This is a genomic window from Streptomyces sp. NPDC044061 (genome assembly GCF_056434305.1).
Map to the genome: position 1 here is coordinate 113,383 of NZ_JBWKFL010000008.1, position 22,863 is coordinate 136,245.

The window sequence follows — 22,863 nt, forward strand, 5'->3', positions numbered from 1 at the left end:
CCCCCGGAGCGGCGGCCGCCGCGTGCGGCGGCGCCTCGTCTCACACAGGCTCGCGCGCGGCCAGCACCAGGGCGCCGAAGAGGCTCTGCTGGGCCGGGTCCTCGTGCGCCGTGTCCTCCGGATGCCACTGCACGGCCAGCAGCCGGCCGCCGTCGCCGGTGCGTTCGACGCCCTCCACGGTCCCGTCCGCGGCCCGGGCGGTGACCGTCAGCCCCTCCCCCAGCCGGTCCACGTGCTGGTGGTGGTAGCAGGACGCCTCCGCCTTGTCGGCGCCGGTGATCCGGGACAGAGCCGAGCCGGGGGCGAAGGAGACGGGGTGCCGGACGTGGCGGTGCTCGCGCTCGGGTCCGCCCATGTCCTGGTGCAGCGTCCCGCCCAGGACCGTGTTGACCACCTGCAGACCACGGCAGACCGCCAGCAGCGGCAGTCCGCTGTCGAGTGCCTGGCGGGCGAGTTCCAGGTCGAAGGCGTCCTGCTCGTCGTCGACGTCGTAGACGGCCGCATGGGTGTGGGCCGCCCCGTAGCGGTGGGGGGCGAGGTCGCCGCCGCCCGGGAGCAGGAGGCCGTCGAAGCGGGCGAGGCGGCCGGCGACCTCGGCGGGGTCGGCCGTGCCGCCGGGAGCGTGCGGGTGGAGGGTGACGGGCTCGCCGCCGGCCCGCCACACGGCCTCGATCAGGGCGCGGGCGTTGACCTCCGCCGCATAGCGCAGGGCCGAGGTGGTGGCGGAGAAGCGGGCGGGTACGGCGATCAGCGGGCGGTGGGTCACAGCTGGATCCAGGTGGTCTTCAGTTCGGTGTACTTCTCCAGGGCGTGCACGGACTTGTCGCGTCCGTTGCCGGACTGCTTCATGCCGCCGAAGGGCACGGTGAGGTCGCCCTCCTCGTAGCAGTTGACCCACACCGTGCCGGCCCTGAGGGCTCGGGAGACCCGGTGCGCGGTGGACAGGTCGGACGTCCACAGCGCGGCCGCGAGACCGTACTCGGTGGCGTTGGCGAGGGCGACGGCCTCGTCGAGGTCGTCGAAGGTGAGGACCGAGAGGACGGGTCCGAAGATCTCCTCGCGCGCCAGTCCGCTGTCCGGGGCGACCCGGTCGAAGACGGTGGGTTCGAGGTAGACGCCGCCGGTCTCGGTGCGGGTGCGGCTTCCTCCGGTGCGCAGGCGGGCGCCGTCGTCCGTTCCGGTGCGGACGTGGTCCAGCACCCGGTCGAGGTGCTGCTCGCCGACCAGGGCGCCCATCTCGGTCGCGGGGTCGAGCGGGTCGCCCACGCGCAGGGCGCGGGCGCGTTCCACGACGGCCGCGGTGACCTGTTCGGCGATGGAGGAGTGCACCAGCAGCCGGGAGGGCGCGGTGCACATCTCCCCCTGGTTGAAGAAGATGCCCCAGGCGGCGGTCGCCGCGGCCTTGTCCAGGTCGGGGGCGTCGGGCAGGACGATGTTGGGCGACTTGCCGCCCAGCTCCAGCCAGACGCGTTTGAGGTTGGAGTCGGCGGAGTAGCGCAGGAAGTGGCGGCCGACGGCGGTGGAGCCGGTGAAGGCCAGGACGTCGACGTCGGGGTGCAGGCCGAGGGCCCGGCCGGCCACCGGGCCGTTGCCGTTGACGACGTTGAGCACGCCCGGGGGCAGGCCGGCCTCCAGGGCGAGGCGGCCGAGGAGCAGCGCCGACAGCGGCGAGTTCTCCGAGGGCTTGAGGACGACCGTGCAGCCGGCGGCCAGGGCGGGGGCGATCTTCCAGCCGGCGAGTGTCAGGGGGAAGTTCCAGGGCACGACGGCGCCCACGACGCCGGCCGGTTCCCGGGTGACCAGGGCGAGTGCGTCGGGTGCGGTGTGCGGGGACTCGTCGGTGAGCTTGTCGGCGAGCTGGCCGTACCAGCGGAAGGTGTTGATGACGGCCCGGAGTTCGATGTCGTGGGCGTCGGTGATGGGCTTGCCCATCTCCAGGCTGACGGTGAGCGCCAGCTCGGACCTGTGTTCGTCGAGGAGTTCGGCGAGACGGAGCAGGACCCGGCCGCGGTCGGCGGGTGCCAGCCGTGGCCAGGGGCCGTGGTCGAAGGCGCGGCGCGCGGCCGCCACGGCGGCGTCGATCTCGGCGGCGCCGGCGTCGGCGACCTCCGTCAGCACCTGGCCGTCGCGGGGCGCGACCACGGAGAACGTGCTGCCGCCGCCGGCTTCCTCGGCGCCGTCGATGAGGTGGGTGCGGGGCGGTTCGAGCGCCTTGGCCCGGCGGAGCCACTCGTCGTGGGTCGCAGCGGTGGCAGCGGTGGCAGCGGTCATGCGGTCCTCCAGACCACGTCGGTGAATCAGCGGAATGAAATGCGGTGTGCCCGCTCGGGCCCGCCCTGCCGGGCGTGCTCCGGCGGACGGGGCCGATCAGACGGTGCCGAACCTCCCCGGGGCGGTTCGGCGATCAGGACCGAGCAGGCGGTCCCTGGCGCCGTGCGCCGACCACGGGTGCCGTCCGGCGAACGGGGCCGGTCCACCTCGCCCCGGGTGCGGCTTCGGCGAACCCGGCCCGTCCTTCTCGCCCCGGGTGCGGCTTCGGCGAACCCGGCCGGTCGACCTCGCCCCCCGGGGAGCACTTTCGGCGAACCGGACCGGCCGGTCCGGCCCACGGTGCGGCTTCGCCGAGCCAGGCCCCGCACCCAGCACGACTCCGGCGAACCCGGACCAGCCGACCGGGCTCCAGGCGCCGCTCCGGCGCAAACCGGGAGCAGCCGACCGAACCTCCAGGCACCACCCAGCGAACCGACCAGCCGACCGGACCCCGGGTGCGACTCCGGCAAACCGGACTGGGGGACCCGCCCCAGGGTGCGGCTCCGCCGAGCCACAGCAAGCCCCGCACCCAGCACGACTCCGGCGAACCCGGACCAGCCGACCGGACCCGGCGCCACTCCGGACAACCGGGCCAGCCGACGGGGCCCAGGCACCGCCCGGCGAACCCGCCCAGCCGACCGGACCCGGGCGCCACTCCGGACAACCGGGCCGGCCGGACTCTCCCCAAGGTGCCGCTTCGCCGAACCACACCAGGCCCCGCACCCAGCACGACTCCGGCAGACCCGGACCAGCCGACCGGGCAACCGGGCCGGCCGACCGGACCCCAGGCGCCGCCCGGCGAACCCGACCGGCCGACCGAGCGCCGGCTGCGGCTCCGGCGAACCGAGCCCGTCCGCCGCCCCCGGAGGGTCCCGTCACCCGGTCCCGGACTGCACGCGCCGTCGGCGGATGCGTTCGTTGGCCACGCCAAGGGCCAGTACGACGGGTACGGAGAGGACGAGCCACACGGCCGTGCTCACCTCGCCGCCGATGAGAGTGGTGAAGTTGGCCAGGATGACCCAGATGGCGGCCGCCAGACCCAGCGCGCCCAGCACAGGGGCGATCAGGGTGTTCCACAGCCGGGCGTCCACGCGCCGGCGGCGGAAGAAGACGACGACCGAGACCGAGGTCAGCAGATACAGCAGCATCATCGCCAGGACGGCGAGACCGCTGAACCACGAGAACAGCGTGAGCACCGGGTCCTTGCCGGCCAGCGCGAACGGCACGATCAGCAGGACGGCGATCACGGTCTGCGCGCAGCCCGCGATCCACGGGGCGTGCCGGTCGTTGAGCCGGCACAGCCGGGTGGGCAGCTGACCGTCACGGCCGAGGGAGAACAGGTAGCGGTTGGCGGAGTTGTGGAAGGTGAGGATGCCGGCGAACAGGGAGGTGGCCAGGAGGATCGGCAGGACGTCCCCGACCCAGCCGCCGAACAGGGCCGCTATGGGCGCGAAGACGAAGCCGGCGGAGTCGCCGCTCGCCAGGGCCTTGCCGGCGGCTCCCGGCGCCTTCGAGGCGCCGTAGGCCGAGATCAGCATCCAGGAGGTGAGGGCGAAGAACGCGGTCACCACGACCACCGACAGATAGGTGGCCCGCGGCACGGTCTTCTTCGGCTCCCTGGCCTCCTCGCCGTAGATGGCGGTGGCCTCGAAGCCGAACATCGACGCCACGGCGAACATTACGGCGACACCCGGCGCGCCCTGCAGGGCAGCCGACGGGGAGAAGCTGTCGGCCACGCCCAGCCCCTCGGGACCGCCCCCCTTGAACAGGGTCACCAGGCCGAAGATCAGCAGGATGCTGAACTCGGCGAGCACGAACACGGCCAGGACCCGGGCGCCCATCTCGATCCCCGCGGCCCCCAGCGCCTGCACCACTGCCATGGTGACCAGCGTGTACAGCCACCACGGCAGGTGGACACCGGTGTGGTCGGCGACGAGTGCGCTGACGATGGAGCCGTACAGGCCGTACATCGCCGCCTGGATCACGCAGTAGGCGAACAGGGCGACGCTCGCGCTGCCCGCGCCCGCGGTCCGGCCCAGGCCCTTACCGATGTACGTGTAGAAGGCGCCGGCGTCCACGACATGCCGCCCCATGGCGACGAAACCGACGGAGAAGAGGAGGATCACGGCGCCGGCCAGCACATAGGCGGCCGGGGTGCCCGATCCGTTGCCGATGGCCACCGAGATCGGGGCCGCGCCGGCGATACCCGTCAGCGGGGCCTGACCGGACAGTACGAAGAAGAGGATGCCCAGAACACCCAGGGCGTTGGGTTTGAGTGTGGCTGCAGTGGGGGCGTCCCGCACGGTCCGCTCGGCGGAGGCCGTCTGACTGTCCACTCGGATCACCTGCCAGAGAAGGGAAGGATCGTTTCAGGCCAAACGAGTTGCCTCATCGTGGGGCGGAATTATCCGTTTGACAAGGGCTGGGGGGCAGGAAATTCCATTGCGCGGCAAATCCATGCGATGGCGTGACCCGGCACCGCCTCCGCTCACCCTCCGCCCACCTGCGCGGACGGCTCGACGAGAAGCGCGGTCAGCTCCCGGACGAGTCCCCGGCCAGCCCTTCCAGCAGGTTCCTCAGCTCGCTCAGCGCCTCTTCGGTGACCTCGCGCTCACCGAAGACCAGCTGGTGCAGTACCAGGCCCTCCAGGGCCGCGAAGACGAGCCGGTACCTGCCGCGGCTCACCTCGCCGGGCAGAATGCGGGACAGCTCACGCCGCGTGGCCTCGAAGTACTCCTCGTACAGGTTCCGCAGGTGCCGCAGCAGCTCCGGCCTGCGCCGTGCCTCCAGGAGCAGCTCGTACTGGAACGCCTGCAGATCGGGACCGGTCTCCACCATGGTCGCGATGCCGGTGGCGAAGTCGGCCGGGCTGCCGGTGCCGATGTCGAGCGCGCTGCTGTTCAGCGAGGTGCGGATGGCGTGGGTGACGGCCTCTTCGATCAGCGCGTCGCGCGATCCGAAGTGGTGCACGACGAGCCCGTGGGTGACGCCCGCCTCCTCCGCGACGGCCCGGTAGGTGAGCTTGCGCAGCCCGCCGCGGGCCACCACGCGGATGGCGGCGTCCAGCAGGGCGACCCGGCCCGTCCCGTAGTGGCTCACCCGCTTGCGGGTACGGCGCTCGCCGGTGGGCTCGACGGACTCGGTCATGCCGCCGACCCTACCGGCGCCGCCCCGGTCATCGCTTCGGCGGCCTGATGCCGCGGAACTCCCAGTCGCCGCCGAGGGCGGTGGACAGCACCTCCTCGGACTCGGTCGGCTGCGCGCCGACGTCGGTCCGGACGGCGGTGGGACCGGTGACGATGTGGTTGGTGAGCCGGCCCAGGCCCTCGACCTCGACCTCGACGACGTCGCCCGGCTGGACGGGCCGGGAGTTGGCCGGGGTGCCGGACAGCAGGACGTCACCGGGGTACAGGGTGATGGTGCGGGCGATGTCGGCGACGAGGTAGTGCATGTCCCAGGTCATCTCGTCGGTGGAGCCGTCCTGGACGACCTCGCCGTTGACGTAGGTGCGCAGCCGCTTGCCGTGGAAGTCCCAGTCGGTGACCAGACCGGGGCCGAGCGGGCACAGGGTGTCGGAACCCTTGACCCGGAGCATGGAACCGGCGTCGGTGTCGCGGAAGTCGTGCAGGCCGTAGTCGTTGGCGATCGTGTAGCCGGCGATGTACTCCCCCGCCTCGGCCGGGGCGATGTTGCGGGCCGTCCTCCCGATCACGATGGCGACCTCGCCCTCGTAGTTGAGCCACTTGCAGCCCTCGGGGCGGACGATCGCGCCCTTGTGGCTGTTCAGCGCGGACGTCGGCTTGTGGAAGTAGGTCGGGGTGCCGGGCAGGCCGATCTGGAACTCGTCGACCCGGCTGCGGTGGTTGAGGTGGACGGCGATCACCTTGGAGGGGACGACCGGGGGCAGGTGGTGGGCGTCCTCCGTCTTGACGCGGCGGCCGTCGCCGGCGACGAGCTCGTCCCCGTCGACGGTGACCTGGACGGCGGCGCCGTCGAGGAGGATGCGGCGGTACTCGGGCATGGCAGAGCTCCTAGATTCGGCTGTGCGGGGTGCGCGGGGACTTCGTGAGACCGGTGCCGGTCCAGCCGTCGGCGGGACGGTCGAACCAGAGATGGACCTGACCGGTGCCGACGGAGTTCTCGTACTCTCCGTACTGCCGGGCCCTGGCGGCGCACGCCTGCTCGCCCAGGGCGCCGGCCATCATCAGGTAGTGGAAGAACTTGGCCTCGGGCTTGTACCTCCAGAACTCGTCCATGGTGTCGAGGACCTTGTCGTGGCGGCCCTCCCTGAACCAGGCGATGCGCTCCTGGTCAGCCTCGCGGGCCTCGGGCGTGAAGATGTGCACCGGGTCGCTGGCCTCGTGGTCGCGCAGCTCGCGCAGCGGCCAGAAGGTGTGCGAGAGGGCACCGGAGGCGATCAGCAGCACCCGGCGGCCGGGGGTGGCGGCGATGCCATCGGCCAGCGCACGCCCGAGGCGCAGGTGGTCCTCCATGTCGCCGGTCTGGCAGACGCCGATGGTCACCCACCGTTTGTCGGGCAGCCCCTCGCCGAGGAACTTCCACAGGTTGATCGTGGCGTAGTAGATCGGCAGGTACTCGTCGTCGATCGCGCTGATCCAGGTGCCGTGCTTGTCGGCGAACGAGGCGATGTTGTGGGCGAGTTCGGGGTCGCCGGGGAAGTCGTACGGCATCCGGCACATCCCGCGCGGCAGTTCCTCGGAGGTGAACAGGCCGGCCCGGCGGGCCTGTGCGGTGACGACGAACTCGACGGTGGTCGCCCAGTGCGAGTCGAGGACGACGACGGTGTCGTAGTCGTCGCGCTCGAAGACCTCCCTGCGGAGCTGCTGGAGGCCGGTGACGAGGGTGATCTCCTTGCCCTCGTTCAGCTCCAGCCGGGTCTCCTCGGGGAGCACGATGGTGGGGACGTGGGCCAGCAGGCCCGCCCCGACGATCTCACCCATGGTCCTTCCATCCCTTCGGGGCGGTGACGGTGTTCTTCACGTCGCAGTAGAAGTCGAAGCTCCAGGTGCCGCCCTCACGGCCCACACCCGAGTGCCGGCTGCCGCCGAAGGGTGCCTGGAGGTCGCGGACGAAGAAGCAGTTGACCCAGACGGTGCCCGCGACCAGCTGTGCGGTGACGCGGTCGGCGCGGTCGGGGTCGCCGGTGGCGACGGTGGCGGCCAGGCCGAAGCGGGTGTCGTTGGCGAGCCGGATCGCCTCGTCCTCGGTGGCGAAGGTCTGCAGCGTCAGGACGGGGCCGAAGACCTCCTCCTGCACGATCTCGGAGTCCTGGGCCACATCGGTGAGGAGCGTCGGCGCGTAGTACTGCCCCTCGCCCCGGTGACCGCCGATGACGGCGCGGGCACCGGCCTCGAGCGCCCGCCGCACGAAGCCGTCGATCTTCTCCAGCTGGCGGGGGTGGATGTTGGGGCCTATGTCGGTGGACTCGTCGCGCGGGTCGCCCTGCCTGAGCCCGGCCGCCTTGGCGGCGAAGCGGCGGGTGAACTCCTCGGCGAGCGGCTCCTCGACCAGGATGCGGGTGGCCGCGAGGCACACCTGACCGGCGTTGTCGTACTGCTCCACCGCCAGGTCGACGGCGAGGTCGAGATCGGCGTCGGCGAAGACCAGCAGGGGTGACTTGCCGCCGAGCTCCAGGCTGAGCGGGGTCAGGTTGGCGGCGGCCGACTGGGCGATGTGCTTCGCGGTCGGCACGGATCCGGTGAAGCTGATCCGGCGCACGTCGGGGTGCGAGGTGAGGGCGTCGCCGATCTCGGAGCCGTAGCCCTGCACCACGTTCAGGACACCGGCCGGGAGGCCGGCCCCGGCGGCGATGTCGGCGAGCAGCGAGGCGGTCAGCGGAGACCACTCGGCGGGCTTGAGGACGACGGTGTTGCCGGCCGCCAGCGCCGGGGCGACCTTCCACGTGGCGAGCATCAGGGGCGCGTTCCACGGCGTGATCAGCACCGAGGGGCCGGCGGGGTCCCAGCTGACGTGGTTGGTGTGGCCGCGGGTCTCGAAGTCCTCGTGGTCCAGCCTGAGCAGCCAGTCGGCGAAGAAGCGGAAGTTGTGCGCGACACGGGGCATGACACCGCGGCGGTGGGAGCGCAGCAGGGCGCCGTTGTCGGTGGTCTCGACGACGGCCAGGTCCTCGAGCCGCTTCTCGACGCCGTCGGCGACGGCGTGCAGGATGCGGGCACGTTCGGCGCGGGGGGTGGCGGCCCAGCCGGGGAAGGCGGCCTTGGCGGCGGCGACGGCCGCGGCGGCCTCCGTCGCGGTGCCGCGGGCGATCTCGCCGAGCGTGCTTCCGTCGATGGGTGAGACGTCGGTGAAGGTCTCGGTGGAGGCGACGCGTTCGCCGCCGATCCAGTGCCGGGTGTCGACGGCGACACCGGCGACGGTGATCTTGTCGGGCATGAGAAGGGCTCCAATCGAACAGGGGCGGCGGGCCACGGCCCGGGGCGTACGGGGAACTGCGCGACCGGCCGCGGGCGACCCGCGGGCGGCCGCCGGTCTCACTCGGCGGACGCGCCCGAGGTGTTCGACTCCAGCAGCCGGCCGCCGTCCCAGACCACGCCGACCTGGCGGTAGTACGCGGCGATCGGCTCGTGGATCTCCAGGCGTGCCAGTTCCTCGGTGGGCGCCTCGAACAGCTCCAGCTCGGCGTCGCCGACCCAGGCCTGTCCGCCCTCGAAGGACGCGGCGCCCGACTCGATCAGCTCGTCGAGGGCGAGCCCCTTGCCCTTCTCGATGGAGGGCAGCCAGCGGTGGTGGGCCATCGGGTGGCCGTTGACGAATCCGTTGGTCCCGGAGGGCTCGCGCAGGGTGACGACGGCCTGGGCGAGGCGCCGGTCGGCCGCCGCGAGGGTGGCGCCGAAGCGGGCGCCTGCCTCGATGCGCGGGGCGGGCCCGTAGGGGTGCGGGCGGGTCTGGTGGATGGAGCCGAGCTTCTTCGGGTAGCCCTGGTGCAGTCCGCGGGCGATCGCGAAGTCCTTGTCCACCCAGATGTGGACGCAGCGCGTGTAGGTCTGCCCCTTGTACTTGCAGCGGACGACCGCGAACGCCTCCTTGTACTGGGCGAGCACCGGTTCGAGCAGTTCTTCGCCCGAGGCGGAGCAGGACTGCCAGTCGGCCCAGATCAGCGCGACCGCGCCGGGGTCCTCGTCGGCGAGCTCCAGCGGCTCGGGCAGCAGCTCGCGCACGCGGGCCGGGTCGGTCCGGTACTCGACGGTGAGCAGGTCGCCGGAGTAGCGCCAGGGCGGGGAGGGAATCAGCGACGAGGCACCCGTCGCCGTCTTGGGGTGGAAGTATCCACGGACACGGGTCACTGGGGTTCCTTAGGCGGTGAGGGCGGGCTGCTTGAGCAGTTCGGCGCGGTGGCGGGCGGCGGCGGCAGCGGCGGCCCGGCCGCCGAGGGCGACGACACCGACCAGGCGGCCGTCGACGTGGTAGCCGGCCAGGACGTCGCCGTCGAGGTCGCCGTCCAGGACGCGTACGTCGTCCTTGCCGAGGGCGGGGGCGCCGAAGGACTGGAGCCGGAAGTCGTGCTGGTCGCTCCAGAAGGTGGGCAGCGGCGCGAACGGCGCGAGGCCGGCGTCGGTGCCGGTGAGGTGGGCGGCGAGCACCCGGGCGGCGTGCTTGGCGGTGTCCGTGGGGATCGACCAGTGCTCGACGCGGCGGGGCACGCCGTCGTAGCGGGCGTTCGGGAAGCGGGCGACGTCACCGACGGCGACCACGTCGGGCCGTCCGCCGACGCGCAGCTGTTCGTCGGTGAGGACGCCGTCCGTGAGGTCGAGGCCGTTGCCGTCGAGCCACTCGGTGTTGGCCATGGAGCCGACCGACTCCACCACGACGTCGGCGGCGAGGACCGTGCCGTCGGTCAGGACCACCCCGGTGACCCGGTCGTCCCCTTCGAAGCCGGTGATCCCGGTGCCGAGGGCGAACCGGACGCCGCGCTCTTCGTGGCGCCTGAGCAGGGCCTTGGCGAGCAGGTCGCCCAGGGGGCCGGCCATCGGCAGCGGCAGCGGGTCGACCACGGTGACCTCGGCGGCGCCGAGGCCCACGGCGGTTGCGGCCACCTCGCAGCCGATGAAGCCGGCGCCGACCACGACCACGCGTGCGCCCGGCCGGATCAGTTCCTCCCGCAGCCCCTGGGCGTCGGCCAGGGTGCGGACGGTGTGCCGTCCGGCGAGGGGGCCTGGGCAGCGCAGCCGCCGGGGGCGCATGCCGGTGGCGACGACCAGACCGGCGTACGGCAGGGCCTCACCGTCGTCGAGTTCGACGACGCGCCGGCCGAGGTCGGCCCGGACCACCTTGGTGCCCAGGCGCCATTGCGCGTCGCCGACGCCGGCGCGGAGCTGGAAGGCGAGGGACTCGAAGGGTGCCTTGCCCGCCAGCACCTCCTTGGACAGCGGAGGCCGGTTGTAGGGCATGTGGGGCTCGTCCCCGACGAGGGTGATCGGCCCGTCCCAGCCGGCGGCGCGCAGCTGCTCGGCGGCGCGCAGGCCGGCCATGGAGGCGCCGGCCACGACGACGGTCGCGCTCATCGCTCAGTCCTCGATCCGGATGGCCTGCAGGGGGCACACGTCGGCGGCCTCCTCGACCTCCTCGCGCAGCGCGTCGTCCGGGTCGGGGACGTAGGCCAGGTGCCCGGCGTCGTCGAAGCCGAAGACGTCGGGGGCTGCGAAGACGCACTGGCCGTGGTCCTGGCACTTGTTCATGTCGACGACGACCTTCATGGCCGGTCCTCCTGGTACTGAGGGGGCGTCGGGGAGAGGGGGGAAGGGGCCCGGACAACAGGGGTCCGGGCCCCGGCCAAAGGGGTGCGGATCACCACACCCCCAACTCGTTTGGCTTCAAACAACATAGGAACGGCCGGCCCTCTGGTCAATAGCTATCCAGGTGGATAAATTTCTGGGACGGAACCCTTGCGAGAAGGCGACGGCCGTCCCTACCGTTTGGCACCAAACAAATCGGCGGCCCGCTGCACCTCTGCGCAGTGCGACGCCGCCCTCTCCCCCTCCCCCAGCGCCCTGAGCTCCGGGAGGCGCCCCTTCCCAAGAGGAGACACCGGTGAGCGCATCCGACACCTCACCCGTCCACCGCCACATCGAGCGGCTGGCCGCCGAGGGCATCGACGTGGTCCGGGTGACCTATCCCGACCTCATCGGCACCGAGCGGGCCCGGGACGTCCTGCTGGACCATCTGCCGGCCGCCTGCGACCACGGCCTCGCCTTCTGCCGGGCCGTCTACCACACCACCCCCCAGGGCGACGTCGTCCCGGTGTCCGGGGGGCTGGACGCCGGTCTGCCCGACATCTGCGTACGCCCCGACCTGGACACCCTGACCGCCCTGCCGTGGGAGCCCGGAGTCGCCGGCTGCCTCGGCGACGTCACCGACCCGGCCACCGGGATGCCCGCGCCGGAGTCCCCCCGGGACCTGCTGCGCTCCGTCGTCGCCCGTTGTCACGAACACGGCCTGCGCCCGGTGGTGGGACCGGAACTCGAGTACTTCCTGTGCGACGCGGACCCCGGGACGCCCCAGGGCTGGCGCCGCTACAGCGACACCCAGGGCGTCGTCTACACCGCGGGCCTGCGCGCGGACGGCGACAACCACCTGCTGCGCACCCTGCGCCTGCTGCGCGACATGAACATCGGCGTCAGCAGCGGCAACCACGAGTTCGACGGCTCGCAGTTCGAGATCAACCTGACCCACTCCGACGCCATGACAGCCGCCGACCGTGCCTTCCGCTTCAAGGCTGCGGTCAAGGAACTGGCCCGCAAGGAGGGCCGCCTCGCCACCTTCATGGCCAAGCCCTTCAACGGCGCGGGGGGCTCGGGCTTCCACCTCCACATGTCCTGCGTGGACGACCGGGACGACAACGTCTTCGACGACCCGGCCGCCCCGCACGGCCTCTCCGCCACCGCACGGCACGCCGTGGCCGGCATCCTCGCCCACGCGCCCGCGCTGGCCGCGCTGGCCAACCCGACGGTCAACTCCTACAAGCGCTTCGGTCCCGACACGCTCGCGCCCTGGCTGATCGACTGGGGTCTCGACAACCGCAGCGCCATGGTCCGCATCCCGCCGGAGCGCGGTTCGGGCTCCCGCCTCGAACTGCGGCTCGGCGACGCGAGCGCCAATCCCTATCTCCTGATCGCGGGCACGCTCGCGGCGGCCCTGCTCGGCGTGCTCCGCGGCGAGGAGCCCCCCACACCGCTGGAGGGCTACGGCTACGACACCGCGAGGTCCGCCCTGCTGCCCATGAGCCTGCCCGCCGCCCTCGACGCGCTGGAGGCGGACACGGCGCTGGGCGAGGTGCTCGGCAAGGACTTCACCGCTTCCTACCTCACGTACAAGCGCGACGAGGTCGCGCGCTTCCAACGGCACGTCACCGACTGGGAGTTCACCGAGTACGCCTACCACCTGTGACGCCGAGGAGCCCACACCTCATGACCACCACCACCCACTCCGTGACCGAGGCCGTGCGCGAACCGCTGCCCCTGGCCGACGTCGACCTCGCGAACCTCGACAACTTCACCGACGGCGTCACCCCCTGGCGGATGTTCCACACCCTGCGCCACCAGGACCCCGTCCACTGGCAGCCCGAGGAGGCGCCCAACTCCGGCTTCTGGGCCCTGACCCGGCACGCCGACATCGCCCGCGTCGACCGCGACGCGGAGACCTTCACCTCGACCAGGTTCGTCAACCTGGAAGAGGTCGACGACGACCAGATCAAGAAGCGGGCCTCGATCCTGGAGCTGGACGGCGTACGCCACCGCGCCATGCGCAGCCTGCTCCAGCGGCAGTTCGGCGCGAGCGTCATCAACAGCTACGCCGACTTCCTGCGCGGTCTCACCGCCTCCACCCTGGACGCGGCCCTGGCCAAGGGCTCCTTCGACTTCGTCAAGGAGGTCTCGGCCGACTTCCCCATCAACGTGCTGGCCCGCCTCCTGGACGTGCCGCCGGAGGACAACCAGCAGCTCATCGACTGGGGCAACCGCATCATCGGCAACACCGACCCCGACTACGCGGACGTGCTCCTGCACAGCGAGGAGAGCGAGAAGTACCGCGACCTGCCGTTCCGCTCCCCCGCCTCGCTGGAGGTCTTCGCCTACGGCCGTGAACTGGCCCGGCAGCGCAAGGGCGGCACCGGCACCGACCTGATCTCCCGGCTGGTCAACGAGACCCCGCGCGACGGCGTGCCGCTGTCCGCGCAGGACTTCGACAACTACTTCCTGCTGCTGGTGGTGGCCGGCAACGAGACGACCCGCCACACCATCACCCACTCCATGCTGGCCCTGCTCCAGCACCCCGCGCAGCTCGCCCGGCTCCGGGACGACCCCTCCCTGATCCCCACGGCGGTGGAGGAGTTCCTGCGCTGGGCGTCCCCCGTCTACCACTTCCGCCGCACCGCCACCCGCGACGTCGAACTCGGCGGCAAGCAGGTCAAGGAGGGGGACAAGGTCGTCATGTGGTTCGCCTCCGGCAACCGCGACGAGGAGGTCTTCGGCAACCCCTACGACTTCGACGTCACGCGGCGGAACAACGACCACATCACCTTCGGCAAGGGCAGCCCGCACCTGTGCCTGGGCAACCTGCTGGCCCGCACCGAGATCCGCATCATGTTCGAGGAGCTGATCCCGCGTCTGGCGGACATCCGCCTGGCCGGCGACGTACCGCGCGTCCGATCCAACTTCGTCAACGGCATCAAGAGGCTGCCCGTGGAGGTGACCCTCGCCTGACACACGGAACACGGAGGCCGGCCAGGGCGGTTCGGACGACGGCCGAACGGGCCGCTCCCGCTCCAGGTCACCTGGCGGCGCCCGGAGCACCATCCGGCGTACCGTGACGGGAACGGCGAGGAGGCGCTCGTATGACGACAGCGGTCGTGGTCGGCAGCGGACCCAACGGGCTCGCCGCCGCCCTCACCCTCGCCGCCGCGGGCGTGCGGGTCCGTGTCATCGAGGCGGCGGACGTCCTCGGCGGCGGCACCCGGTCGAGCGAGCTGACCCTGCCGGGGCTGATCCACGACGAGTGCTCCGGCATGCACCCCCTGACGCCCGGCTCGGCCTTCGCGAAGCGGTTCGACCTGGCCGGCGCGGGCCTGAACTGGCGCTGGACACCGGCCGAGTTCGCGCATCCGCTCGACGACGGCCGCGGCGCGGTAGCGGTCCGGTCGGTGAGCGGGACCGCCGCCGGGCTCGGGGAGGGCGGCCCCGCGTGGCAGCGCACGTTCGGGCCGCTCACGGAGCGGTTCGGCACGATCAGCCAGGAGTTCCTGCAGCCGGTGCTGCACGTTCCGCGGCACCCGCTCCAGCTGGCCCGCTTCGGTGCCTACGCCGGCCTGCCGGCCACCCTGCTGGCGCGCCGCTTCCGTACGCCGGAGGCCCAGGCGCTCTTCACCGGCGCCGCCGCGCACACCTTCCGCCCCCTGGACACATTCGCCTCCTCGGCGATCGGGGTCGCGCTGACCACAGCCGCGCACGCCTTCGGCTGGCCGGTCGCCGAGGGCGGTTCGGCCGCGATCCGGGACGCGATCCTGGTCCGCGCGGCCGAGCACGGCGTCGAGTTCGAGACCGGCCGCCGGGTGACCTCGCTCGACGAGCTGGGCGGCCCGGACCTGGTCATGCTGGACACCTCACCGGCCGCGGCCGCCCGGATCGCGGGCGACCGGTTGCCGAGCCACGTGCGCCGCGCGTACACCAGGTACCGCCACGGGCCCGGCGCGTTCAAGGTCGACTTCGCCGTCGAGGGCGGCGTGCCGTGGGCGCACGAGGGTTCGCGCTCGGCCGGCACGGTCCACCTCGGCGGCACCGTTGCGGAGATGGCGGCGGCCGAGAAGGACGTGGCCGCCGGACGGATGCCGGAGCGGCCGTTCGTACTCGTCGGCCAGCAGTACCTCGCCGACAGGACCCGCTCGGCCGGCGACGTGCACCCGCTCTACGCCTACGCCCACGTACCGGCCGGCTTCACCGGCGACGCCACCGAGGCGATCACCGCACGGATCGAGCAGTACGCCCCCGGCTTCCGCGACCGGATCCGGGCGACGCACCTGCGCTCCACCACGGAGCTGAGCCGGCACAACGAGAACTACGTCGCCGGCGACGTCGTGACCGGCGCCAACGACCCCTGGCAGCTGCTCTTCCGGCCGCGCTTGGCCCTCGACCCGTACGCCACCGGCGTGCCCGGGCTCTACCTCTGCTCCGCCGCGACCCCGCCCGGCGCAGGCGCCCACGGAATGTGCGGCTACAACGCCGCACAGCGCGCACTCGCCCGGCTCTGAACCCCGGTTCGCCGGCGGCCACCGCCGGGGTCCGCGCCTTCGAGAACCCGCTCGGGTCAGGCGTCCTTTTCGGCAGGCTCGTACTCGCAAGGACGACAGCGGATGACCACGACCACCGCCACCGTCCTCACCACCGCCCGCGTCCTGGCCGCCGCCCGCCTGGTACGGCCCGCTGCCCGCGACGTGCTGGTCAGCCCCTCCGGACGGTGAGGGTGGCGTGGGGTCGTTTGCCGGGAAGGCCGGCGGGCGGCGCCCCTTCCACCTCACCGGAGCCCCGCCGGAACACGGGACGAAGCCCGGCTCGGCCGGGTCGCGGGCCGTGCGCCGCACCTCACCGGTCGAGGCCGGGGAGATCCGGCTCCTCGGCCCGCGTGAGGGAAGCGCCCGGAGGCGGCCCGGCGTCGCGCGCATCCACGGTCTCCGGGTCAGCTGTTGCGCAGGCGGACGAGCGTGGCGTCCAGGTCGGCCCGGCAGGGCCGGTTCCAGGGGAGCTTGGCGAGCAGGGCGGCCATGCCGCAGGTGTTGGTCACGGCGGAGAAGACCAGGCCGGCGGCGATGCCTGCGGAGAGCAGCTGGAAAGCCGGGTGGACCACCAGGCCGAGCAGCAGGCCGAGCAGGACGACGAGGCCGGCGGTGAGGCGGACCTGACGCTCCATGGCCCACGTGGCCCTGCTGCTGCCCTGGGGACGGTCGAGGTCGTGGCCCTGGGCGGCCCAGGCGCCGGTGCCGCCGGCGAGGGTGGCGGTGTGGATGCCCTTGTCGGCGAGCTGCCGGCAGGCGTTCTCGGAGCGGGCGCCGGAGGCGCAGACGACGAGGACCTCGCCGCGTGCGGCGGCGGTGCGGATGTCGGGCAGCGCACGGCCGAGCTGGTCGAGCGGGATGTTGAGGGCGCCGGGGATGTGGCCGCCGGCGTACTCGCCGGGGGTGCGGACGTCGATGACGGTCAGCTCGTGCAGGCGGGTGCGGGCCTGACAGGGGTCGAGGGAGGTGGGAGTGGTCATGCCGGGTGTCATCCTTGTGTGTCGGTACTGCCCCGGTCGGGGGCGTTCTCGTCCCCCGTGGGGGTGGCTGTGAGGAGTGGTCGTGGAGCTTGATCTCGCGGGTGGGGAACTGCGGTCGGTGCTGAACAGGCTGCGCCGGGCCGAGGGGCAGATATCCGGGGTGATCCGGATGATCGAGGAAGGCCGTGACTGCGAGGAGGTCGTCACCCAGCTCGCCGCCGCTTCCCGGGCGTTGGACCGCGCGGGATTCGCGATCATCGCCACCGGCCTCCAGCAGTGCCTCGCGGACGGGGACGGCGGTGCGGCGGGTGAGGACCGCGAGCAGATGCGTGGCCGGCTGGAGAAGCTCTTCCTCTCGCTGGCCTGACGCCCTGCCCTGCGCACCGTGCTCTGCCCTGCCCGTCCGGCTGCCTCGTCCGTACCGGCCTGGTCAGGTGAGTGCGTCGAGGAGCATGAAGGCGGCGACCGCGAGCAGCACGTAGGCGAAGACGCGCTGCAGGGTGGTGCCCTTGAGTTTCTTCGCCTGGCGTTTGCCGTCCCAGGCGCCCAGGACGGCCGCCCCGGTGAACGGTGCGACGACCGCCCAGTCCAGGTGCGTACCGGTACCGGCCCGGGCGCCGAGCGCGGCCAGCGAGTTGATCGTGATGACCAGCAGGCTGGTGCCGACGGCCCGGCGCATGGGCAGGCTCAGCACTCCGACCAGGGCGGGGACGGCGAGGAAGCCACCGCCCACGCCCAGGAACCCGGTGACCGCGCCGAGCCCGGCGCCGGCGGCTCCGGCCCTGCCGGGGTGCACCGTGCCGGTGGTCTCGGCGCATGCGGGCCGCAGCATGCGCAGGGCGGCGACCGCGGCGACGACGGCAAAGGCGACGGTCAGCACGCGCTGCGGCAGATGCCCTGCGGCGGCCCCGGCGAGCATCGCGGGCACGATGCCCGCCGCCGCGAACAGCAGCCCTGTCCGCCCGGCCACATTGCCGTCCCGGGCGTGCGCGGCAAGCGCCGTGACGGAGGTCAGAGTGACGATGACCAGGCTGGCCGTGGTCGCCTGCGCGGGGGTGAAGCCGAGCAGGTAGATCAGGGCGGGCACCGCCAGGACGCTGCCGCCTCCGCCGAGGCCGCCCAGGGCCAGGCCGACGACGGCACCGGCGACGAGCGCGAGGATCAGTGCGGTCATGCTATGGAGCCGTTGTTCCCGCGGTTGTCGACCACCGGGTGACCGACGGCGGCCCACGCCTGCATGCCGCCCTTGACGTCCACCGCGTTCTCGCCGCGCTCGGCCAGCAGACGGGCGGCCCTCTGGGAGCGCTTCCCGCTGCGGCAGATCACCACCAGCGGCCGGCCCTGGGCCGCGCCCGGCAGGGCCGCTCCCAGGGTCAGCCCGGACAGCGGTGCGAACACGGCGCCGGGCGCGTGCCCGGTGTCCCACTCGCCCTGCTCGCGCACGTCCAGCAGCACGGCCGGGGCGTCGGCGCCCTGGGTGCGCCGGTGGGCCTCGTCGACGGTGACACGGTCCGGACCGTGATGGAAGAGGGGCATCACACGACCTCTCGTACTAAGGGTGGGGGGTCGAAGGGCGGTCAGCGGGTGACGACGGTCAGGCCGGCGCCTGTGGCGGAGTCGAACCCGTCGTCCACCGCCACCACGTCACGGCCCGCGGCGTCGAGCAGCGAGGCGGCGATGCCGGCACGCATGCCACCGGCGCAGTGCACCCACACCGTGCCTGCCGGGACCTCGCCGAGCCGCTTGTGCAGCTCGTGGACCGGGATGTGCACGGAGCCCTCGATGTGTCCGGCGGCCCGCTCCGAGGCGCGGCGCACGTCCAGGACGACGATCCCGTCCGTGCCGCGCTCGGCCAGCCCGGCGAACGTGGAACGGGAGAAGGATGCCAGGGAGCCGCCCTCGGTCACCCACTCCCGGGGTGTGCCGGTCGCGGCGGCCGCGGGCCGGTCGATGCCGACCCGGACCAGCTCGCGCTGGGCGGCGGCCAGCTGCTCGGGGGACTCGGCGAGCAGGGTCACCGGCTTGCCCCAGGGGATCATCCACGCCAGGTAGGTGGCGATCTTGCCGTCGGCCTCGAAGTTGAACGACCCGGCGACGTGGCCCTCGGCGAACGCGACCCGGTTGCGCAGGTCCACGACCCACTCACCGGCCGCGAGCCGGGCGGCGATCCCGGCGGCGTCCGCGACGGCGGGGGGCGTCAGGTCCACCGGGGCGGGGCCGCCCGCGTTGACCGGGGCCATGTGCGTGTAGTAGGCGGGTATGTCGTCGAGCTCGGCGAGGAGCCGGGCGACGAAGGAGTCCACGTCCGTGGTGAGAGCCGTGTTGACGGCCTTCTCCTTGCCGATGGTGGTGGCGTCCCCCTCGGCCTGCGCGGAGGAGCAGAAGCTGCCGAAGCCGTGCGTGGGCAGCACGGACGTCTCGTCCGGCAGCTCGGCCGCCAGGCGATGCGCGGAGGCGTGCTGGGCGCGGGCCAGCTCCTCGGTCAGGCGGGGCTCCACCAGATCCGGGCGGCCCACCGTGCCGAGCAGCAGCGAACCGCCGGTGAACGCGGCCACCGGCACGCCGTGCTCGCGCAGCACGTAGGCGGTGTGGTGCGGGGTGTGCCCGGGGGTGGCCACCGCCGACAGCTCCAGTGCGTCATCGACCGTGACCGCATCGCCGTCGGCCACCGGTACCCGCTCGAAGGCCACGTTCGCTCCGGCCGGCACCAGGTAGGCGGCGCCCGTCACCCGGGCCAGCTCCAGACCACCGGTGACGTAGTCGTTGTGGATGTGGGTCTCCACCACATGGGTGATCCGCACCCCGCGCCGGGCGGCGACGGCCAGAACCTGGTCGAAGTCACGCGGCGGGTCCACCGCCACGGCCGCCTCCTTGCCCCCGGCCAGGTAGTGGCGGTTGCCCAGGCCCTCGAGCTCAATGGTGTCGATGAAGAACACGGAGATGTTCCCTTCCTCGAAATTACCCCCCGGGGTATGTGTACGACTGTAGCACATATACCCCTGGGGGTATTTCCTGCGTCTGTTGCGACGAGCGGTCCGCGAATGTCGCGACGGGAGGTCCGCGAAGGAGGCAGCGGCCCCACGAGTGCCCCGCCCCGAGCCCGACGGACGGCGGGGCCACGCCGCTTCTCACGCCAGCGACAGGAAGAGCCTTTCCAGGCGGGAGCGGATCCGCTCGGCACCCTCACCGTTCTTCCGGTCGGCGTCGATGTCCATCACGCACCGCTGCAGACCCGTGGAGATGATGGCGAAACCGGCACGGTCCAGGGCGCGGGAAGCGGCGGCGAGCTGCGTGACGACGTCCTCGCAGTCACGGCCTTCCTCGATCATCCTGATCACGCCGGAGATCTGCCCCTGCGCACGGCGCAGCCGATTCAGTACGGACTTCAGATCCGCGCCCTCGAGCTCCAGCTCCAGCTCCACGATGACCCCTTGAAGAAACACCCCCGGGGAAAAATACCCCCGGGGGTTTAGCACACGGCCGACAGTACGACGCCTTCCAGGGTTCGGTCAAATACCCCGTGGGGTATCTGACCCCGCGGTGGAACGCTGAAGGACCGCAACCGGTGCCTGCGCACCAGGGTCGGGACGAGGAACCTCCGGGCGAGAAGGGCCCAGCGGCTACGGGGGAAGGGGAGCCTGGTTCAGGCGACAACCGTCACTTGTGCGTCGTGGTGGTGGGCGTGGGCTCCGTGCCATCCGCGCGCAGACCGCCGTGGTCGGCCTTGGGACGGGCGGCGACCACCGTGCCCTTCTTCGGGTGGCGGGGCACGATGTCCTGGGGGAACGTCAGCTGCTGGTTCATCCACTTCAAGGCGGCCGGCATCTCCCGTACCCAGGTCGGGAAGTTGTGGCTGCCCTGCTCGGGCAGGATCGACGCGACACGCATGGGCGGCCTGACGGCCTTGATGAACGCCAGTGTCTGCGGGTAGCCGGGCTCACCGTGCTTGCTGTCGGCGACGAGGACGGACACCTGGGGGACGGGCAGGTGCTTGAGCCGCCACATCAGGTCATGGCCGTTCACCCGGTTCACGCGGCCCAGCCCGCTGCCGAAGAGATTGCCGGTCGTCGGATCGTCCTTGACCCGGTAGTCGGGCGACAGAGCGCCGGCCGCCGTGTACACATGCGGATTGCGCATCGTCAGCTGCAGGGCACAGCTGCCGCCCGAGGAGTAGCCCATGACACCCCAGGCACTGGCGTCGTGGCCCACCCGGTAGGCGGACTTCAGGGCGTCCGGGAGATCCCTGGCCAGGAAGGTCTCGGCCTGCGGACCGCCGGGCACGTTCACGCACTCGGTGTCGCGGGGCGGGGCGATCGTCGGACGGATCATCACCATGATGGTCGGCTGCATCTGGCCGCTCTTCTGCAGCTCACCGGCGGTCTGTGACACCCGCAGATGCTGCGCGAGGTTGAAGATGCTGCCCGGGTAGCCGCTGAGCGTGACGATCACCGGGAAACGCTGGCGGTGGTACGCCTTCTGGAAGTACTGCGGCGGCAGATAGACGAACGCCGGGTCGACCACACCGGTGCGCCGGCCGATGACCTTCACGGACTCCACTCGCCCGTTCACCGCGGCGCGGCCGGAGGGCAGTCCGCCGACCCGGCTCAACTGCCCGTCGGAGGCGGGCTGCACCAGTGCCCCCTTCACGGCGACGCCGTTCACCGTGCCGACGCCGTTGCCCCCCGCCTGGGTGACGCCGACGGGAGCCGTCTCGACGTGTCCGAAGAGTTCGCCCCACGATCCGAAGAACTGGTACGAGGAGTTCAGCCAGCAGGCGAAGGCCGCGACGATCGCCACCTGGGTCACCCCGATGGCCGCCAGCCGCCCGAGCACCTGCCGCAGCCCGCGCTCGGCGAACCGTGGCCACAGCCACACCAGCAACGCCACACAGACGGCGGCCAGGACCGCCATCACGTACACGGTCGTCTCGCTGGTCAAACCCATACCACTCGATCCCCGGTTTGCTCGCCTGTACGGTCTCCTTCATTCAGAAGGAGGGCTGCGAACCCTTCCCCGTTCCCCAACGAACCCAAAAGGGATAAGGATGCGGGCCAACCGGCGATCAGTCGCCGCGGAGTGTCCTGCCGAACGACGCGCAGCCTTGCCGACCGGCTGGGCGAGGCCAGGTCGTGGCGCAGCGGGTGGATGCCCTGCCCGCGCTCGGAGCCGAAAGGGCGTGGCCGAGGCCTCGCCTGACGACCAGCCACCGGCGGACACCGCCCGACAGGTCGCACTCGCCCTGCGCAACGAGGTCAACGACCTTGACCGGGCCGGGGCTTCGGTCATTCAGGTCGACGAACACCCCCATGACAACGAGCGTCGAGTGAGCGTCACGGGCGTCAATTCAGCGTCAAGGCATCGCCCGCACCGCCGCGCACCGCACATACTGTGCACGCACAAAACGGCAGGTCAGGAAGTTTTCGCGGCCGGTTCGAGGATCGCCACGCACTCCACATGATGCGTCATCGGAATGATGTTGACTTGAGCAGGGTACACAAAAGCCCAGGTCAGGCCCGGTTTTTCGGCCCGCTGTCCTGCTTGCGGGTGCCCAGAGCGTCAAACGAGCGTCACGGCTGCGGGGCCACGAGGGTATGCCGTACGTGGCCGACCGTGTGGACGCACCACTTCGTGGAACGTCCCAGTCAGGACCTGGATGGTCGCGAGGTGCAGGGAGCTCGGGGCGGGATCAGGGAGCGCACGTGATGGGCTGTTCGGACCAGATGGTCTTGTGGTTCCGGCCATGGCGGCAGCCCCAGCGCTCGGCGAGTTGGGCGACGAGGAACAGGCCGCGTCCGCCCTCGTCGGTGGTGCGAGCGCGGCGCAGACGGGGTTGGGCGGTGTTGGCGTCGGTGACCTCACAGACCAGTGCATCGTGGCGGATCAGTCGCAGCTCCGCCGGCGGACGACCGTAGCGGATCGCGTTGGTGACCAGTTCGCTGACGATGAGTTCGGTGGTGAAGAGGAGGTCGTCCAACCCCCATGCGGTGAGTTGGCTGGTCGCCCATGCCCGTGCATCCGCGACAGCAGCCGGATCGGCCGGTATCTGCCAGTGTGTGCGGCCGTGGTGAACGACGCTGTCCGGATGAGCGGCACACGGTAGATAGTGGATGATATGACCACTTCTGATGAAATAGTCAGATGTATTGGCTTTTAAGTCAAGTACCTCAAATATGATGAGATGGTCAGATTCGCAGTCCGGTGCGACTACTGGCGCACTGACGAGCCGTTGATAATCGTTTCCACCGGTCCGGTCGCTTCCTCGGGTTTGCGTTC

20 protein-coding genes and 2 pseudogenes are annotated in these 22,863 nt (G+C 71.8%); 5 read left to right on the forward strand and 17 right to left on the reverse strand.

Features of this window, described 5'->3' with window-relative positions; translation table 11 throughout:
- Positions 1-40: 40 nt before the first annotated feature.
- The 10 genes from AC07CM_RS15160 to AC07CM_RS15205 form a co-directional block, all read right to left on the reverse strand.
- Positions 41-766 carry a gamma-glutamyl-gamma-aminobutyrate hydrolase family protein gene (locus AC07CM_RS15160; protein WP_478876832.1) on the reverse strand — a complete coding sequence of 242 codons (726 nt, stop codon included), beginning with the start codon at positions 764-766 and terminating at the stop codon, positions 41-43.
- Positions 763-2,271, reverse strand: coding sequence for an aldehyde dehydrogenase (locus AC07CM_RS15165; protein ID WP_478876833.1), 1,509 nt, complete (start codon positions 2,269-2,271; stop codon positions 763-765). Before AC07CM_RS15165 ends, AC07CM_RS15160 begins: the two co-directional genes overlap by 4 nt.
- A gap of 914 nt (positions 2,272-3,185) precedes the next feature.
- A complete protein-coding gene (locus AC07CM_RS15170; protein WP_478876834.1) occupies positions 3,186-4,646 on the reverse strand; it encodes an APC family permease in 1,461 nt (486 codons plus the stop codon).
- Positions 4,647-4,842: 196 nt separating this feature from the next.
- Positions 4,843-5,457: a TetR/AcrR family transcriptional regulator gene (locus tag AC07CM_RS15175; protein WP_478876835.1), complete on the reverse strand. Its 615-nt coding sequence runs from the start codon at positions 5,455-5,457 to the stop codon at positions 4,843-4,845.
- 28 nt (positions 5,458-5,485) lie between these two features.
- Positions 5,486-6,331 (reverse strand): fumarylacetoacetate hydrolase family protein, encoded by an 846-nt coding sequence (locus AC07CM_RS15180; RefSeq protein WP_478876836.1) that lies wholly within the window; start codon positions 6,329-6,331, stop codon positions 5,486-5,488.
- A gap of 10 nt (positions 6,332-6,341) precedes the next feature.
- Complete coding sequence (locus AC07CM_RS15185; RefSeq protein ID WP_478876837.1) at positions 6,342-7,271, reverse strand: 3,4-dihydroxyphenylacetate 2,3-dioxygenase; 930 nt, start codon at positions 7,269-7,271, stop codon at positions 6,342-6,344.
- Positions 7,264-8,724 (reverse strand): aldehyde dehydrogenase, encoded by a 1,461-nt coding sequence (locus AC07CM_RS15190; protein ID WP_478876838.1) that lies wholly within the window; start codon positions 8,722-8,724, stop codon positions 7,264-7,266. The genes AC07CM_RS15185 and AC07CM_RS15190 overlap by 8 nt, the downstream gene beginning before the upstream one ends.
- A gap of 98 nt (positions 8,725-8,822) precedes the next feature.
- A complete protein-coding gene (locus AC07CM_RS15195; protein WP_478876839.1) occupies positions 8,823-9,635 on the reverse strand; it encodes an acetoacetate decarboxylase family protein in 813 nt (270 codons plus the stop codon).
- 9 nt (positions 9,636-9,644) lie between these two features.
- A complete protein-coding gene (locus AC07CM_RS15200; RefSeq protein WP_478876840.1) occupies positions 9,645-10,853 on the reverse strand; it encodes an NAD(P)/FAD-dependent oxidoreductase in 1,209 nt (402 codons plus the stop codon).
- Positions 10,854-10,856: 3 nt separating this feature from the next.
- A complete protein-coding gene (locus AC07CM_RS15205; RefSeq protein ID WP_478876841.1) occupies positions 10,857-11,045 on the reverse strand; it encodes a ferredoxin in 189 nt (62 codons plus the stop codon).
- Positions 11,046-11,379: 334 nt separating this feature from the next.
- On the opposite strand from AC07CM_RS15205, the gene AC07CM_RS15210 reads away from it, so the two are divergent.
- The 3 genes from AC07CM_RS15210 to AC07CM_RS15220 all read left to right on the forward strand — a co-directional run bounded on the left by AC07CM_RS15210 (position 11,380) and on the right by AC07CM_RS15220 (position 15,589).
- On the forward strand, positions 11,380-12,735 hold the full coding sequence (locus AC07CM_RS15210; RefSeq protein WP_478876842.1) for a glutamine synthetase family protein: 1,356 nt from the start codon (positions 11,380-11,382) through the stop codon (positions 12,733-12,735).
- Between the two features lie 20 nt (positions 12,736-12,755).
- Positions 12,756-14,048, forward strand: a complete 1,293-nt coding sequence (locus AC07CM_RS15215; RefSeq protein WP_478876843.1) for a cytochrome P450 — start codon at positions 12,756-12,758, stop codon at positions 14,046-14,048.
- Between the two features lie 131 nt (positions 14,049-14,179).
- Positions 14,180-15,589 carry a phytoene desaturase family protein gene (locus AC07CM_RS15220; protein WP_478876844.1) on the forward strand — a complete coding sequence of 470 codons (1,410 nt, stop codon included), beginning with the start codon at positions 14,180-14,182 and terminating at the stop codon, positions 15,587-15,589.
- 425 nt (positions 15,590-16,014) lie between these two features.
- On the opposite strand, the gene AC07CM_RS15225 is transcribed toward AC07CM_RS15220, so the two are convergent.
- Positions 16,015-16,590: a rhodanese-like domain-containing protein gene (locus tag AC07CM_RS15225; protein WP_478876845.1), complete on the reverse strand. Its 576-nt coding sequence runs from the start codon at positions 16,588-16,590 to the stop codon at positions 16,015-16,017.
- An 82-nt stretch (positions 16,591-16,672) separates the two neighbouring features.
- On the opposite strand from AC07CM_RS15225, the gene AC07CM_RS15230 reads away from it, so the two are divergent.
- Positions 16,673-16,957, forward strand: coding sequence for a metal-sensitive transcriptional regulator (locus tag AC07CM_RS15230; RefSeq protein WP_478876846.1), 285 nt, complete (start codon positions 16,673-16,675; stop codon positions 16,955-16,957).
- Between the two features lie 63 nt (positions 16,958-17,020).
- Here AC07CM_RS15230 and AC07CM_RS15235 read toward each other — a convergent pair whose 3' ends face one another.
- From AC07CM_RS15235 to AC07CM_RS15255, 5 genes are all read right to left on the reverse strand, one after another.
- A complete protein-coding gene (locus tag AC07CM_RS15235; RefSeq protein WP_478876847.1) occupies positions 17,021-17,764 on the reverse strand; it encodes a sulfite exporter TauE/SafE family protein in 744 nt (247 codons plus the stop codon).
- On the reverse strand, positions 17,761-18,126 hold the full coding sequence (locus AC07CM_RS15240) for a rhodanese-like domain-containing protein (protein ID WP_478876848.1): 366 nt from the start codon (positions 18,124-18,126) through the stop codon (positions 17,761-17,763). The genes AC07CM_RS15235 and AC07CM_RS15240 overlap by 4 nt, the downstream gene beginning before the upstream one ends.
- 41 nt (positions 18,127-18,167) lie before the next feature.
- Complete coding sequence (locus AC07CM_RS15245; RefSeq protein ID WP_478876849.1) at positions 18,168-19,526, reverse strand: rhodanese-like domain-containing protein; 1,359 nt, start codon at positions 19,524-19,526, stop codon at positions 18,168-18,170.
- Positions 19,527-19,718: 192 nt separating this feature from the next.
- A complete protein-coding gene (locus AC07CM_RS15250) occupies positions 19,719-20,006 on the reverse strand; it encodes a metal-sensitive transcriptional regulator (protein WP_478877002.1) in 288 nt (95 codons plus the stop codon).
- A 241-nt stretch (positions 20,007-20,247) separates the two neighbouring features.
- On the reverse strand, positions 20,248-21,534 hold the full coding sequence (locus AC07CM_RS15255; RefSeq protein WP_478876850.1) for an alpha/beta hydrolase: 1,287 nt from the start codon (positions 21,532-21,534) through the stop codon (positions 20,248-20,250).
- 250 nt (positions 21,535-21,784) lie between these two features.
- Between AC07CM_RS15255 and AC07CM_RS15260 the strand changes: the two are divergent.
- A pseudogene (locus tag AC07CM_RS15260) lies at positions 21,785-21,889 on the forward strand (hypothetical protein); the annotation flags it as partial.
- Positions 21,890-22,276: 387 nt separating this feature from the next.
- Here AC07CM_RS15260 and AC07CM_RS15265 read toward each other — a convergent pair.
- Positions 22,277-22,639, reverse strand: a pseudogene (locus AC07CM_RS15265) (ATP-binding protein); the annotation flags it as partial.
- Positions 22,640-22,863: the final 224 nt, after the last annotated feature.